This is a genomic window from Curvibacter sp. GW821-FHT09D12 (assembly GCF_059416245.1).
The window spans coordinates 34,719-48,693 of the sequence record NZ_JBWKOU010000033.1; the positions used below are offsets into that span (position 1 = coordinate 34,719).

A 13,975-nucleotide genomic window follows, 5' to 3' on the forward strand; every position below is an offset into this window, starting at 1 on the left:
CGCAGGCGGCCCCGTTCATGGCGCTTCCGGCCGGTGCTTCAGCGCGTGCTGGGCCTCACGCCAACGCTCGGCCTCGACATCGGCTTGGCGATGCAAGCCCAGTTCTGCATGCGTTTGCGCCAGCAGCAGTTGCAGATTGGCCTCCGGGTGATCCTGCTCGGCAGCGCGCTCAAACCATGCCCGGGCTTGGTCCGGGTCGGCTTTCACACCCTGACCATGGAGCAGCATCTGCCCGAGCAGAAACTGGGAATCGGCCCAGCCTGCCTCAGCGGCCCGACGCATCCACCGGGCCGCAGCCTGCGGGTGCGCCGGGGTTTGGGCGCTGCCGTTTTTCAGGATCAAGGCAATGTAGTGGGCCGCCGCATCCTGCCCCTGATCGGCCGCCTGGTGCAGCCAGGGCAGCGCGCGGTCGGTGTCGGCGGGCAGGCCGGCCGCCCCTTTGAACCACAGCTTGCCCAGTTGCAAGGCGGCCGTGGCGTCTCCGGCCTCGGCGGCGCGCTGCAGCCAGTCGCGCCCTTCGGCGACCAGGCGGGCGTCTCCGCGTTGCACGAGCACCCGGCCCAGCAGGGGCATGGCGGGCTTCAACCCATTGCGCGCCAATGTGCGCAAAACGCTGGTGGCCTGTTCGTCGCGTGCCTGGGCCTGGGCCCCCCACTGGATCAACTCGGCCTCTGACGGGGGCGCATCGATCTGTTGGTGCAGGCCCCAGACCCCCCAGGCGGCCAGCAGCAGAGGCAGTCCGGCCACCAGCCAGACCCGCCGCGACGAAGTGGGCGCCGGGGAGGGGGCCGGCAGAGTCAGTGCGGCGTTCATTGGCTCAGATCGATGGCGTAGTCAGCCAGGTTCTTGCCGCTGCCGTCATCGTTGTTGATCATGTTGATGCCGTTCAAACCAGCAGCGGTGGCCAGGGCCAGCTTGCCTGGGGCCGACTTGAAGGTGACCCGGCCGGCCGTGCTGACTTGGGTGAAACGCCAGCTGCGGTCACGGCCATTGCTGGCTCGGGTGAGGGTCTTGGTGGTCTTGATGTAGTTGATCAGCACGTCGCGGTTGGCATCCGGCGACGCGTAGATCGTCTTGCTGCCATCCAGGCCCGGAAAGTTGCCACCCCCGCTGGCGCGGTAGTTGTTGGTGGCCACGATGAAATAAGCCGCAGGGTCGATGGCCTTGCCTTTGTAGCTCAGGTTCTTGATGCGGCTGCCCTGGGCCTGAGTGACATCAATCTCGTAGCGGATGTCGGGCGAGGTGAACATGTCGAAGTTGTAGCCGGGGTAGCTGCTGACCAAAGCCTGGTCGGTGCTCAGGGTCGGGTCGATGCGGTTGAAGCGGGTGGCTGCTGTTTCGAGCCAGGCCTTGATGTCGCTGCCTTGCACCCGCACGGCGTACACGGTGTTGGGGTACAGGTACAGGTCGGCCGCATTGTTGATGGCCACGTTCCCGCTGGCCACATCGGTGAAATCACTGCCGCCGGCAAAGCCGCTTTTGAAAGGCGCGCTGACCGACAACACCGGCAGCGAGGCGTACTGCGGCAGGTTGGCCGCGATGTAGGCCGCCACGTACGACGCCTGGGCCTGGTTCACCACCTCGATGGCGCCTGGGTCTCCCACGTCGGCGAAGTAGGACGCCATGTTGAAGTCGGTGCTTCCGATCGGCGTCTTGACGTACTGGATGGTTGCGGCGTGTTCGCTGGCAATCGCGCTGGCCACGGCGGGGTCGACCGCCACATAGCTCTTGTCTGCGTTCTGGGTGCTGCGGGCTTCGACGGTGGTGCCGGTGGTGTCGACGGTCCACTTGCTGCCGTTGTGCACCAATTGCAGTTTGATCACGCCCAGGTGCTTGCCCCAGAAGTTGGCCATCACGGTGGGGACGCCATTGACGGTGCCCTTGACCTTGTCCACCCCGGGCAGGTTGAACTGGGCCACGGTGCTGGTGGCGTTCGGGAAGATCTGATGCGAGTGGCCGATCAGCATGGCGTCGATGCCTGGCACCTTGGACAGGTGCCAGTTGCCGTTCTCCATGGTCGGGTCGTAGCTGCTGTTGTCCAGGCCGCCGTGCGAGATGGCCACAACCAGGTCGGCGCCTTTGCTGCGCATCTCGGGCACGTATTTCTGGGCGGTTTCCACCAGCCCTTCGGTGTACACCTTGCCGTCCAGCCAGCGCTTGTCCCAGGACAGGATGGTGGGGGGGGTGAATCCGATGATGCCGATGTTGACCGGGACCTGCACCGTGCTGCCATCGGGGGCGGTGGCCCTCAGCGTCTTGGTGATGATCTGGTACGGGCTGAACAGAGGGGCCTTGGTCTTGGCGCTGTACACATTGGCCAGCACCTGCGGGAAGTTCGGACCCGCACAGCGTGTGGCGCCATTGGTCACGCCGTCGACCTGGAAGGCGCTGCCGGTGACCTGGTTCAGATAGGGCAGGCCGTAATTGAACTCGTGGTTGCCGATGCCGCCGCCGTCGTATTGGCTCTGATTCATGACCTTGTAGATGGCCAACGACTGGTTGCAGCCCACCGGGTTGATCAAGGCCTGGTAGTCGGACAGTGCCGTGCCCTGGATGGTGTCTCCGTTGTCCAGCAGCACGGTGTTGGCAAATTCGGCACGCGCTTTGTTGATCAGGGTGGCCACGCGTTCATAGCCGAGCGAGGTGTCCTCGGCCAGCTTGAAGTAGTCGTAGCTCATCACGTTGGTGTGCAGGTCGGTGGTCTCCAGCAGGGCCAGGCTGGCCTTGGTGTTGGCCGCCACCACGGGGCCACCGCTGGAGCCGCCGCAGGCGACCAGCGCCAGGGCCGTTGCGCTCAGCAGGCCTGCGGTGCAGGCACGGCGCATCGAATGAACAACAGGTTTTGACATCTCGCATCCCTCCGGGTTTTGTATCCAGTGCGTAAAGAGCTGGACTGTGGTCGGTCTGCGTGACATGGCTTTGACGGGCAGATGACACGAGCGCGAGGGCGGGCTGCCGGGCCGGGCCTGTCGCACAATCGCTGTTTTGCTTGCGCCCGTGTGGGCGCCTTGATGCCGTGTCTTCTTCCTCCTTTCTTCTTTCAACGCCGTTTGAAGCCGCCATCCTGGATCTGGATGGCACCTTGGTGAACACCCTGGGCGACTTTGCCGAGGCCCTCAACCGCATGCTGGATGAGTTGCGCTTGCCCTCCATCGAGCCGCAACGCATCGAGCACATGGTGGGCAAAGGGTCAGAGCACTTGCTGCGCACTGTATTGGCGCATGTGCTGGGTGGAGGGGCGACGGAACCCGCCGCGGTCGAGGCGCTGTACCCCGCCGCCTGGAGCAGCTACCAGCGGCACTACCTGGCCATCAACGGCGGCTACTCCAGCGTCTACCCCGGCGTTCTGGCGGGCCTGGAGGATCTGCAGGCACGGGGCTGGCGCCTGGCGTGCCTGACCAACAAGCCTTTGTCTTTTGCACAGCCCTTGCTGCAGGCCAAGGGCCTGGAGGGCTACTTCAGCGAAGTGTTTGGTGGCGACTCTTTTGAGCGCAAGAAGCCGCACCCTCTGCCACTGCAGAAAACCTGTGCCGCCCTGCGCAGCGAGCCTGGCCGCACCTTGATGGTGGGCGATTCCAGCAACGACGCTCAGGCTGCGCGCGCTGCGGCTTGCCCTGTGGTGCTGGTGACCTATGGCTACAACCACGGCGAGCCCATCCGGGCGGTGGACGCCGATGGTTTTGTGGATTCGCTGGATCAGTTACGCCTTCTGTTGGGCTGACGCACACTGCGCGGCGCCCGCCCTCGGCTCAGAAACTGGTCCAGTCTTCGTCGCTGGCGGTGGCTGCGGCCTTGGCCGTGGTGGTGGCGTCGCTGGACGCTGACCTGGTGCTGTGGGTGGCTTTGGCGCTGCTGGAGGCAGGCGCTGCCGGGCTGGCCGTTCCGGCTCCGCTGCGACGGTCCGAGTCGGGTTGCTGGCGGCGCTCCTGGCCCAGGTAGGGGGTGCTGGGTGGCAAGGCCGACCGGGTGGCTCTGGGGGTATTGACCTCGATGGACCGGCTCTGGCTGGCGTTGAGTTTGAACACGGCCACCGCATCCACGAGCAAGCTGGCCTGGTTGCGCAGACTGGCGGCGGCTGCCGCCGACTGCTCGACCAGGGCCGCGTTTTGCTGAGTGGCCTGGTCCATCTGCGTCACCGCCTCGCCCACCTGGGCCACGCCCGAGCTTTGCTCCGAGCTGGCGGCGCTGATTTCGCCCACGATGTCGGTCACCCGGCGGATGGCAGAGACCACTTCGGTCATGGTGGTACCCGCCCGGTCTACCAGATGGCTGCCTTGCTCCACCCGCTCGACACTGGCGCCGATCAGGCCCTTGATCTCTTTGGCCGCTTCAGCGCTGCGTTGGGCCAGGCTGCGCACTTCGCTGGCCACCACGGCAAAGCCTCGTCCCTGCTCACCGGCACGTGCTGCCTCCACCGCTGCATTCAAGGCCAGGATGTTGGTCTGGAAGGCAATGCCGTCAATCACGCCAATGATGTCTGAAATTTTGCGCGAGCTCTCGTTGATGCCTTTCATGGTGTCGACCACCTCGGCCACCACTTCGCCACCCTGCGTGGCGACGGTGGAGGCGTTCACCGCCAGTTGATTGGCTGCTCGGGCGTTGTCGGCGTTCTGGCGCACGGTGGAGCCCAGTTCCTCCATGGAGGCCGCGGTTTGCTCCAGGGCCGAGGCCTGGTGTTCTGTGCGTGCCGACAGGTCGTGGTTGCCCTGGGCGATTTCGGCACTGGCCGTGGCCACACCCTCTGCGTTGCGGCGCACATCCGCCACCAGGGCGGCCAGCCGGCCTTGCATGTCGGCGAGGGCCCGCAGCAATTGGCCGGTTTCGTCTTGGGCCCCCGTGGGGATCTGGATGGACAGGTCGCCATGGGCAATCGCGGTGGCCGCCGCCACGGCCTCTTGCACGGGGCGGGTGATGGAGCGTGTGGCGGTCCAGGCCATGAAGGCGCCCAGCACCACGGCCAGGGCCGCGGCCGCCATCAGCAGGAGGCGGCTGGTTTGGGCCAGAGCGGCATTGCGCTCCTGCCCTTGAGCCAGTTGACTGGCCATGCGCTTGCGCAGGCTGTCCAGTTTGGCCAGGTAACCATCGGCCATCGGGTGCAGCTGCGAATCGATCATGCCGTTGATGTCTTCGCCCATTGACTGCAGCTTGGCCAGTTCGACCCGCTTGTTGCGGTAAGCCTCCCGCACCTGGCGGATTTCGGCCAGTTGGGCCTTGCCGTCGTCGTCCTTTAGCAGTTCTTCGAGCCGCTTGATCTTGCCGGCCGTACCGCTGGAGGTGGTTTCAATGTCCTTTTTGAGGCGTTCAATGTAGGTGCTGTCCACGGCGCGCAGTTGGGCTTCAGTACGGGCCCAATTGATGCGGATGTCGGAGGCCCAGTCGTCGACCAGGGTCTGCTGCTCCAATTCGATCGTGGCGACATGCTCGCCCGCTTGTTGCAGCACCGAGATGCGCTGCACGCCAAAGCCGGCCACCAGCAAGGTGATCAACAAGATGGTGGCAAAAGCGATGGCCAGGCGGGAGCCGATTCTGAGGTTGTTGTAGTTCATGGTCTGACAGCAGTAACGGGCGAAGGGACGGGCAAAAGGAAAGGCAATGGGGCCAACAATGGGATGGATGAAGGCCGGTCGAGGTCAGGACGGCTTGCCCAACAGCGCGTCCTTGAGCTTCCAGTCGGCTGGGTTGGGGCCCAGCCAGATGCGCAACAAGGCGTTGAAAAAGGCGGCTTCCTTGAATGGCGCGCCCTGAACCTTGCCGCGCACGGTGAGGGTGGCGCCGCTGTCGGGCAGCCAATCGACGGTGAAGGTGTCGCCGGCAGCCAGCTTCTTCTGCTCGCCAAAGATCTCGCCCATGCGGATCAATCCAGGAATCAGATGGGACATTTCGCCCTTGGGGGCGTTGTCCTCCACGCCCCGGGTGAAGAGCTTGCCCAATTCGTTGGCATCGATTTCACGCAGCATGGTGATGCTGATGCGCTTGGCGCCAGGCGCGGCCAGCACGTCTTCGGGGCTGCTTGCCTTGCGTTCCAGGTACAAGCCCATGGCATACACCTTGAAGACCGCCTTGTAGCGGGCCCCTGCGCCGTTCAGGCTGAGCTTGCGCCCTTGCAATTCGATGGGGTCGTCGAAGCTGACGCCCTGCACCGTGGTGGGGGCGGCCTGCACAAGCAGCGGCCAGGCCAGGCAGGCGCTGAGGGCGATGGTGCGGAATCGGAGGCTCATGGGTGTTGTTGACGGAAGATCGGCCCGGATCGATGGGCTTGATCGTTGAGTTTGCAGTCTCCTCGGGTGGGTCGGTTTGACGCAACAGGGTTTTCGATGGGGCCGCGCGTCGCCTGAGCGACTGGCGCGCCAGAGTGGCTGGCAGGTTTGCTACACTCTGGCGACATGTTCATTCACCGCACGTTCATCACAGGTTGCAGCGACCGGGGAGCTTGGCCCTGGCGCAAGCCATTTCACGTGCACCACTGACCAAGCATGTCCGGGCAGCGCCGGCATGCGCCCGGGGGCCCCATTTGTCGGGGCCCGTTGAGATGATGAATGAACGCGGCACCTTTCCTTAGAACTGCGGTGCCGCCAGAGCTGGAGGCTCATTGCCGTGATCACCGAACTTGAATTCAAGAGCCTTGCCTTGCAGGGCTTCAATCGCATCCCTCTGATTGCAGAGGCGTTTGCTGACCTGGAAACCCCTTTGTCCCTGTACCTGAAGCTGGCCCATGCCCGCGATGGTGGCCGCTACAGCTTTTTGCTGGAGTCGGTGGTAGGGGGGGAGCGTTTTGGCCGCTACAGCTTCATTGGCCTGCCCGCACGCACCCTGTTGCGTGCCAGCGGCTTTGGCGATGAAGCCAAGACCGAAGTGGTTCGCGATGGGGTGGTCATCGAGACCGACCAGGGCAATCCTCTGGATTTCATCGCGGCGTATCAGAAGCGCTTCAAGGTGGCCCTGCGTCCTGGTTTGCCCCGCTTTTGCGGTGGCTTGGCGGGGTATTTTGGCTACGACGCAGTGCGCTACGTCGAGAAAAAGCTTGAGAAGACCTGCCCCCCCGACACCCTGGGCACGCCCGACATCCTGTTGCTGCAATGCGAAGAGTTGGCCGTGATCGACAACCTGTCGGGCAAGCTGTACCTCATTGTCTATGCCGACCCGGCCACCCCCGAGGCCTTTGCCAACGCCAAAAAGCGCCTGCGCGACCTGAAAGATCAACTCAAGTACTCCGTCAGCGCCCCGGTGGTGAAGGCCACCCAGGGCTACCCTGCCGAGCGTGACTTTGCCAAGGCCGACTACCTGGTGGCCGTGGAGAGGGCGAAGGAGCTGATTGCTGCCGGTGATTTCATGCAGGTGCAGGTGGGGCAACGCATCAAGAAGCGCTACACCGAAAGCCCCTTGTCCTTGTACCGGGCCCTGCGTTCGCTCAATCCCTCGCCTTACATGTACTACTACCACTTTGGGGATTTCCATGTGGTGGGGGCGTCGCCTGAGATCCTGGTGCGCCAGGAGCGCGTTGACATCGATGGCCGCGAAGAGCAGAAGATCACCATCCGGCCCCTGGCCGGCACGCGTCCACGGGGTGCCACGCCCGAGAAGGACAAGGCTGCCGAGGTCGAACTCATCAACGATCCCAAGGAGCGTGCGGAGCACGTGATGCTGATCGACCTGGCCCGCAACGACATCGGCCGCATCGCCAAGATCGGTTCGGTCAAGGTGACGGAGGCCTTCGTGGTGGAGCGTTACAGCCACGTGATGCACATCGTGAGCAACGTCGAAGGCACGTTGAACGACGGCATGGGCGCCATCGACGTGTTGAAGGCGACCTTTCCGGCAGGCACTCTCACGGGGGCACCCAAGGTGCACGCGATGGAGCTGATCGATCAGCTTGAGCCCACCAAGCGCGGCTTGTACGGTGGCGCCTGCGGCTACATCAGCTATGCGGGCGACATGGACGTGGCCATCGCCATCCGCACCGGCCTGATCAAGGACCAGACGCTGTATGTGCAGGCCGCCGCTGGCGTGGTGGCCGATTCGGTGCCTGAGATGGAGTGGAGAGAAACAGAACACAAGGCCCGCGCACTGTTGCGAGCGGCCGAACTCGTTGAAGAAGGCCTGGAGTGAACGCCATGACGAACAAGATCAAGCTCCTCATGGTGGACAACTACGATTCGTTCACCTTCAACATCGTCCAGTATTTTGGCGAATTGGGTGCCGAGGTCGAGGTGTTCCGCAACGACGAAATCACCCTTGAGGGCATTGCTGCCCGTGCACCCGATCGCCTGGTGATCTCCCCGGGCCCTTGCTCGCCCGCGGAGGCCGGTATCTCGGTGGCGGCCATCCAGCATTTCGCTGGCAAGCTGCCGATTCTCGGGGTGTGTCTGGGGCATCAGGCCATCGGGGCTGCCTTTGGCGGCCGGATCATCCGGGCACAGCAGCTCATGCATGGCAAGACCAGTGTGATCACCACCACGCAAGAAGGTGTTTTTGCGGGCTTGCCCGAGCAGTTCACGGTGAATCGCTACCACTCGCTGGCGATCGAGCGCAGCACCTGCCCGGCAGACCTCAAGGTGACCGCCTGGACAGATGACGGCGAGATCATGGGCGTGCGTCACCAGTCACTGGACATCGAGGGCGTGCAGTTCCACCCTGAGTCGATTCTGACCGAGCATGGGCACGCCATGCTCAAGAACTTCCTGGTGCGCTCATGAGGTCCGCGGTGCAGGCCCGGCGGCCCGATCGGCTGGTTCCGGCAGGGCTGCCGGTGCGCCATCGCGTTCAAAGTTGAAGCGGGAGCCGTGACCATGCCGGATGCCCATCACCTGCTGTTGTTTGTGCTGGCTGGCTGGTTGCTGAACCTCACGCCAGGGCCCGATGTGTTGTACATCGTCTCCCATGCCCTGCGCTCCGGCGTGCGCGCCGGGGTGGTTGCCGGCTTGGGGATCACCGCGGGTTGTTTCGTTCACATCGCGGCCGCTTCCGTGGGCGTCGGCGCCTTGTTGGCCACGTCGGCCACGGCTTTCACGGTGCTCAAGTGGCTGGGGGCCGGTTATCTGGTTTGGATGGGGCTTCGCATGTTGCTCGCCCGTGCTTCGGGTGCGAGTCTGGTGCCTGACGCCGAGTTGATGCCATCCGGGCCCGCCACTCAGAGCCTGAAGCGGGTCTTCGTGGGGGGCTTCTGGACCAATGTGCTCAACCCCAAGGTGGCGATTTTCTTTCTCGCCTTTGTGCCTCAATTCATCGCGCCGGGGACCGACAACAAGGCGCTGGCGTTTGTGTTGCTCGGGGTGTTGTTCAACCTCAACGCCATTCCGGTCAATTTGGGCTGGGCGCTGGCCGCCGCCTGGATGGCCCGTCGCCTTGGCGCAGTGCAGCGCGGCTTGCATTGGCTGGATCGCGTGGCTGGGGCGATGTTCATCGGCTTCGGCCTCAAGCTGGCTTTTTCGGATCGTCCCGCGCCTTGAGCGCGAAACGTCATGACCTCTCAGGAGATTTCCATGCCTATCACCCCTCAGGAAGCGCTTCAGCGCACCATTGAGCACCGCGAGATTTTTCACGACGAAATGCTCGACCTCATGCGTGCCATCATGCGCGGCGAGTTGTCGTCGGTGATGACGGCGGCCCTCATCACCGGGCTGCGTGTCAAGAAAGAGACCATTGGCGAGATCACTGCGGCCGCACAGGTCATGCGGGAGTTTTCAACCAAGGTGCATGTGGCCGACAAGACGCACCTGGTGGACATCGTCGGGACCGGGGGGGATGGCTCGCACACGTTCAACATCAGCACCTGCTCGATGTTTGTGGCTGCCGCCGCTGGGGCCAAGGTGAGCAAGCACGGCGGGCGCAGTGTGTCGAGCAAATCGGGCAGTGCCGATGTGCTGGAGGCGCTGGGCGTCAATATCAACCTCACGCCCGAGGCGATTGCCCGCTGCATCCAGCAAACCGGCATTGGCTTCATGTTCGCCCCCAACCATCACCCCGCCATGAAGAATGTGGCGGCCGTGCGCAAGGAACTGGGGGTGCGCACCATCTTCAACATCCTCGGGCCGCTGACCAACCCGGCTGAAGCGCCCAATATTCTGATGGGGGTGTTCCATCCTGATCTGGTGGGCATCCAGGTGCGCGCTTTGCAGCGCCTGGGGGCCGAACATGCCGTGGTGGTCTACGGACGCGATGGCATGGACGAGGTCAGCCTGGGGGCTGCCACGTTGGTGGGCGAGCTCAAGGACGGCGAGGTGCGTGAGTACGAGATCCATCCCGAAGACTTCGGCTTGCCCATGGCCAGTAACCGTGCCCTGAAAGTCGACACGCCGGAGCAGTCCCGTGAATTGCTCTTGGCCGTGCTGGACAACAGCCCGGATCCAGCGGTGCGAGCGGCCCGCGATATCGTGTTGCTCAACGCCGGTGTGGCACTGTATGCCGCCAACGTGGTGCCTTCGATGACCGAGGGGGTGCAGCGTGCCCGTGCTGCCGTGGAATCGGGCGCTGCGCGCACCCGGCTGAACGAGCTGGTGGCCACGGCCAAGGCCCTCACGCCTGCACTTTGAGGCCCCTGCCATGAGCCTGTGGCAAGACCCCGGTACTTGGATCGCACTCGGTGTTTCGGCACTTTTTGTAGGTGTCGGTTGGGGCTTGCACCGGGTGTTCCTGAAAATTTTGAAAAACGGCTCTCAGAGCCCGCAAGAACATGAGTGATATTTTGAACAAGATCGTGGCCGTCAAGCGTGAGGAGGTGGCGGCCGGCCTCAAGAAAGTGTCCTTGGCGGCGATGCGCACCGACGCCGAGAGCCGTGTGCTGACGCGGGACTTCATTGGCGCGATGCGCGCCAAGGTGGCTGCCGGTCAGGCTGCGGTGATTGCCGAGATCAAGAAGGCCAGCCCGTCCAAAGGCGTGCTGCGGGCTGACTTCATCCCGGCTGATATTGCGCAGAGCTACGCCGAACATGGCGCGGCCTGTCTGTCGGTGTTGACGGACAAGCAGTTTTTCCAAGGCAGCGTGGACTACCTCAAACAGGCCCGAGCCTCCTGTGCGCTGCCGGTGCTGCGCAAGGATTTCATGATTGATCCCTACCAGGTCTACGAGGCCCGGGTGATGGGTGCCGACTGCATCCTGCTGATTGCCGCCTGTCTGGACGACGCCCAGATGGCCGATCTGGAGGCCGTGGCTCGTAGCCTGGACATGGCGGTGCTGGTCGAAGTGCACGATCGCCCGGAACTGGAGCGAGCCTTGCGCCTCAAAACACCGCTGGTGGGCATCAACAATCGCAACCTTCGTACTTTTGAGGTCAGTCTGGACACCACGCTGGGCATGTTGGCTGACGTGCCGGCAGACCGATTGCTGGTGACGGAGTCGGGCATCCTTGGGCCGGCGGACGTACAGCGCATGCGCGAGGCGCAAGTGCATGCCTTCCTGGTCGGTGAGGCCTTCATGCGTGCCAAGGATCCCGGCGAGGCACTGGCTCATTTGTTTGCCTGACTTGCATTCGGAGGACGGAATGTCGGAATCGATCGATGCAGCCCAACTGCCCGTGCCAGACCAACTGGGCTCGGCCGATCCGGCTGATTGGCCCGTGGCAGGCGGGTGGCAGGCGCTGGTGGATGAGTTTTTTGCGGCGCCATCAGGCGTGCAATTGCTGGACTTTCTTCAGCAGCGGCTGCACGCGGGTGCCACGGTGTTTCCTCCTCAGCCATTGCGGGCACTCCTGCTGACACCGCCCGAGGCGGTGCGTGTCGTCATCTTGGGGCAGGATCCCTACCATGGACGTGGCCAGGCGGAGGGCTTGGCCTTCTCGGTGGCGCCTGGTGTGCCATTGCCGCCGTCGCTGCGCAATATCTTCAAGGAATTGCAGCGTGATCTTGGGACCCCTTTCCCGGCGTTTCCCACGCCGGGTGGCAGTCTGGTTCGTTGGGCGCAGCAAGGGGTGTTGTTGCTCAACACCTGCCTCACGGTGGAGGAAGGGCAGCCCGCCAGCCATGCCGGTCGTGGCTGGGAACTGTTGACCGATGCGGTGATTCGGCATGTGGCCCAGGGTCCCCGCCCCGTGGTCTTCATGCTGTGGGGCGCCCATGCGCAAAGCAAGCGCCCCATGATCGATGCGTCGCGCCATCTGGTTCTTCTGTCCAATCACCCGTCGCCCTTGTCTGCGCTGCGTCCGCCTGCACCTTTCATCGGTTGCGGGCATTTCTCACAGGCCCGGGCCTGGCGCGATCAGCAAACAAGCATGGGCTGATACTCGGCGGCCTGCTGCTCAGGATTTGGGCAGACGCAGCGTTGTGCGCACGCCCACATCCTCGGTGTGGCGCTTCAGCCAGTGCCTTGCCGCGTCTCGCCCCATCTCGAAGAGGTGCTCGATCATGTTGCCGTCAGCGGCCACCTTGCTGGAGGCGGGGAGTTCGTCCAGGGATTGACCACCATCGATGCGATGCAGGCGAATGCGGCGGTAGTCTTCACCTTCCTGCATCCGTCCACGTTCGATCAGGTGGTTGATGAATTCAACGTTTCGCATCTGGTCGAGCAGGCTGGCGTTGAAGGTCAGTTCGTTCACCCGGTCCAGGATGTCCTGTTGTGAGTGCGGCGTTTCGTGGCGCTGCAGTGGATTGATCTGCACGACCAGAATGTCTTGGGCATCGCACTGCTTGATCAGCGGAACCAGGGGTGGATTGCTGGAGTAGCCACCATCCCAGAACGGCTCACCATCGATCTCGACCGTCCTAAACACCATGGGCAGGCAAGTTGATGCCATGACGGCTTGCAAATCGAGTTGCCGGCCAGAAAAAACCTTGGCCAGCCCCGTGCGCACGTGGGTGGCCGAGACAAACACGCGCGGAGAATGCAGCCGTGCCATCCCTTCGAAGTCGATGTGGGCCGCCAGCAGCTTGCGCAACGGATTGATATCCATCGGATTCATCTGCGACGGCGACATCCAGGGGGCCATGGCGCTTTGCAGCATGTGTCCACCCATGCCCGTGTTGAGCATCATGTGCATCACGCTCTGTGTCAGGGCTCCGACGCTGCCCAGCGATACCACGCCTTCCCAAATCAGCCGCAATGTCTTTCGGGCAGAGGTTCTGATCGCCGCGCGCTCTCCGTTGCCGGGGGCGTGACCCAGGTAGCCCTGGGCCAGCGCCACCGCATTGATGGCACCGGCGCTCGCGCCGCTGATGCCATCGAAATCGAAGTGCTCATCTTCAAGAAGGGCATCAAGGACACCCCAGGTGAAGGCGCCATGTGCCCCTCCGCCCTGGAGGGCAAGACTCAGACGTTTGGGCGACTCCGTGGGAGTGGGGAAGGTGTACATTCAGCCATCCTGACATGATTTGTGCAGTGCAGCATAAAAAGTTGAGGGCAATTGAAGAAATTTGTCCAAAAAGCCCAAAACGGGTCAAAAAATAACTCATAATCGTGGTCTCGCAGGTTCTTAGGGACATGCGGCTCGAACAAGAAAGTAAAACGGCCTAAAAAACTGTGTTATAGTTCGAGATTCGCTGGAGGGGTGCCCGAGTGGCTAAAGGGGGCAGACTGTAAATCTGTTGGCTTACGCCTACGCTGGTTCGAATCCAGCCTCCTCCACCAGCGAGTGAATTGATGTGAGTGGCGATCAAAAGCGCCGGTAGTGTCGGGAGTGATCCTGTCATTGTTTGGCGGGAGTAGTTCAATGGTAGAACCCTAGCCTTCCAAGCTAATGACGCGGGTTCGATTCCCGTCTCCCGCTCCAGCATCGGTTTGCTTGAGTAGTTTTTTTGAAGTGCCTGGTGGCCTTCAGATGCCCATGTGGCTCAGTGGTAGAGCACTCCCTTGGTAAGGGAGAGGTCGCGGGTCCGATTCCCGCCATGGGCACCACGTTCTTCGGCGCCCCCTGTCAGGGGGCGCTTTGACCCTTGTTGTGTTGATTTAGGTATTTTTTTTCGGAGTCGAAAAAATGGCAAAAGGCAAGTTTGAACGTACCAAGCCGCACGTGAACGTCGGCACCATCGGTCACGTTGACCACGGCAA

At 63.0% G+C, this 13,975-nt stretch carries 13 protein-coding genes, 3 tRNA genes and 1 pseudogene; 12 read left to right on the forward strand and 5 right to left on the reverse strand.

Translation table 11 applies throughout. The features are described 5' to 3' along the window. Positions 1-15 precede the first annotated feature (15 nt). The gene (locus tag AC07PT_RS28360) at positions 16-813 is read right to left on the reverse strand and encodes a tetratricopeptide repeat protein (protein WP_494658902.1); all 798 of its coding nucleotides are present in this window, start codon (positions 811-813) and stop codon (positions 16-18) included. Beyond that, complete coding sequence (locus tag AC07PT_RS28365; RefSeq protein ID WP_494658911.1) at positions 810-2,825, reverse strand: bifunctional 2',3'-cyclic-nucleotide 2'-phosphodiesterase/3'-nucleotidase; 2,016 nt, start codon at positions 2,823-2,825, stop codon at positions 810-812. Before AC07PT_RS28365 ends, AC07PT_RS28360 begins: the two co-directional genes overlap by 4 nt. Before the next feature lie 191 nt (positions 2,826-3,016). Here AC07PT_RS28365 and gph point away from each other — a divergent pair, with 191 nt between their 5' ends. Further along, on the forward strand, positions 3,017-3,721 hold the full coding sequence (gene gph, locus AC07PT_RS28370; RefSeq protein WP_494658903.1) for a phosphoglycolate phosphatase: 705 nt from the start codon (positions 3,017-3,019) through the stop codon (positions 3,719-3,721). Between the two features lie 28 nt (positions 3,722-3,749). On the opposite strand, the gene AC07PT_RS28375 is transcribed toward gph, so the two are convergent. Together AC07PT_RS28375 and AC07PT_RS28380 are read right to left on the reverse strand one after the other, a co-directional pair. Then, a complete protein-coding gene (locus AC07PT_RS28375; protein WP_494658904.1) occupies positions 3,750-5,546 on the reverse strand; it encodes a methyl-accepting chemotaxis protein in 1,797 nt (598 codons plus the stop codon). A gap of 84 nt (positions 5,547-5,630) precedes the next feature. After that, complete coding sequence (locus AC07PT_RS28380) at positions 5,631-6,218, reverse strand: chalcone isomerase family protein (RefSeq protein ID WP_494658905.1); 588 nt, start codon at positions 6,216-6,218, stop codon at positions 5,631-5,633. Positions 6,219-6,594: 376 nt separating this feature from the next. Between AC07PT_RS28380 and trpE the strand changes: the two genes are divergently transcribed. The 7 genes from trpE (at position 6,595) to AC07PT_RS28415 (ending at position 12,212) form a co-directional block, all read left to right on the forward strand. After that, a complete protein-coding gene (gene trpE / locus AC07PT_RS28385) occupies positions 6,595-8,106 on the forward strand; it encodes an anthranilate synthase component I (protein WP_494658906.1) in 1,512 nt (503 codons plus the stop codon). A 5-nt stretch (positions 8,107-8,111) separates the two neighbouring features. Next, on the forward strand, positions 8,112-8,693 hold the full coding sequence (locus tag AC07PT_RS28390; protein WP_492350434.1) for an anthranilate synthase component II: 582 nt from the start codon (positions 8,112-8,114) through the stop codon (positions 8,691-8,693). A gap of 93 nt (positions 8,694-8,786) precedes the next feature. Then, entirely contained in the window at positions 8,787-9,446 is a 660-nt protein-coding gene (locus AC07PT_RS28395; protein ID WP_494658907.1) for a LysE family translocator, read from the forward strand. Between the two features lie 33 nt (positions 9,447-9,479). Beyond that, positions 9,480-10,529, forward strand: coding sequence for an anthranilate phosphoribosyltransferase (trpD, locus tag AC07PT_RS28400; protein ID WP_494658908.1), 1,050 nt, complete (start codon positions 9,480-9,482; stop codon positions 10,527-10,529). A gap of 10 nt (positions 10,530-10,539) precedes the next feature. Continuing rightward, positions 10,540-10,677, forward strand: coding sequence for a hypothetical protein (locus tag AC07PT_RS28405; protein WP_494658909.1), 138 nt, complete (start codon positions 10,540-10,542; stop codon positions 10,675-10,677). Then, entirely contained in the window at positions 10,670-11,458 is a 789-nt protein-coding gene (gene trpC / locus AC07PT_RS28410; protein ID WP_492350438.1) for an indole-3-glycerol phosphate synthase TrpC, read from the forward strand. The genes AC07PT_RS28405 and trpC overlap by 8 nt, the downstream gene beginning before the upstream one ends. Before the next feature lie 19 nt (positions 11,459-11,477). Then, positions 11,478-12,212 (forward strand): uracil-DNA glycosylase, encoded by a 735-nt coding sequence (locus AC07PT_RS28415; protein WP_492350439.1) that lies wholly within the window; start codon positions 11,478-11,480, stop codon positions 12,210-12,212. A gap of 18 nt (positions 12,213-12,230) precedes the next feature. On the opposite strand, the gene AC07PT_RS28420 is transcribed toward AC07PT_RS28415, so the two are convergent. Then, a complete protein-coding gene (locus tag AC07PT_RS28420) occupies positions 12,231-13,280 on the reverse strand; it encodes a patatin-like phospholipase family protein (protein ID WP_494658910.1) in 1,050 nt (349 codons plus the stop codon). Positions 13,281-13,469: 189 nt separating this feature from the next. Here AC07PT_RS28420 and AC07PT_RS28425 point away from each other — a divergent pair. From AC07PT_RS28425 to AC07PT_RS28440, 4 genes and pseudogenes are all read left to right on the forward strand, one after another. Continuing rightward, a tRNA-Tyr gene (locus AC07PT_RS28425) sits at positions 13,470-13,555 on the forward strand. A gap of 68 nt (positions 13,556-13,623) precedes the next feature. Continuing rightward, positions 13,624-13,697: transfer RNA gene (locus AC07PT_RS28430), tRNA-Gly, on the forward strand. Between the two features lie 50 nt (positions 13,698-13,747). Continuing rightward, positions 13,748-13,822, forward strand: a tRNA-Thr gene (locus tag AC07PT_RS28435). Positions 13,823-13,901: 79 nt separating this feature from the next. Next, positions 13,902-13,975: pseudogene (locus AC07PT_RS28440) on the forward strand (GTP-binding protein); the annotation flags it as partial.

Bases quoted from the DNA above. Each gene is read 5' to 3' on its own strand.
- AC07PT_RS28360 (WP_494658902.1), bottom strand. From the start codon at position 813: ATGAACGCCGCACTGACTCTGCCGGCCCCCTCCCCGGCGCCCACTTCG.
- AC07PT_RS28365 (WP_494658911.1), bottom strand. From the start codon at position 2,825: ATGCGCCGTGCCTGCACCGCAGGCCTGCTGAGCGCAACGGCCCTGGCG.
- AC07PT_RS28375 (WP_494658904.1), bottom strand. From the start codon at position 5,546: ATGAACTACAACAACCTCAGAATCGGCTCCCGCCTGGCCATCGCTTTT.
- AC07PT_RS28380 (WP_494658905.1), bottom strand. From the start codon at position 6,218: ATGAGCCTCCGATTCCGCACCATCGCCCTCAGCGCCTGCCTGGCCTGG.
- AC07PT_RS28390 (WP_492350434.1), top strand. From the start codon at position 8,112: ATGACGAACAAGATCAAGCTCCTCATGGTGGACAACTACGATTCGTTC.
- AC07PT_RS28395 (WP_494658907.1), top strand. From the start codon at position 8,787: ATGCCGGATGCCCATCACCTGCTGTTGTTTGTGCTGGCTGGCTGGTTG.
- trpD (WP_494658908.1), top strand. From the start codon at position 9,480: ATGCCTATCACCCCTCAGGAAGCGCTTCAGCGCACCATTGAGCACCGC.
- AC07PT_RS28405 (WP_494658909.1), top strand. From the start codon at position 10,540: ATGAGCCTGTGGCAAGACCCCGGTACTTGGATCGCACTCGGTGTTTCG.
- trpC (WP_492350438.1), top strand. From the start codon at position 10,670: ATGAGTGATATTTTGAACAAGATCGTGGCCGTCAAGCGTGAGGAGGTG.
- AC07PT_RS28415 (WP_492350439.1), top strand. From the start codon at position 11,478: ATGTCGGAATCGATCGATGCAGCCCAACTGCCCGTGCCAGACCAACTG.
- AC07PT_RS28420 (WP_494658910.1), bottom strand. From the start codon at position 13,280: ATGTACACCTTCCCCACTCCCACGGAGTCGCCCAAACGTCTGAGTCTT.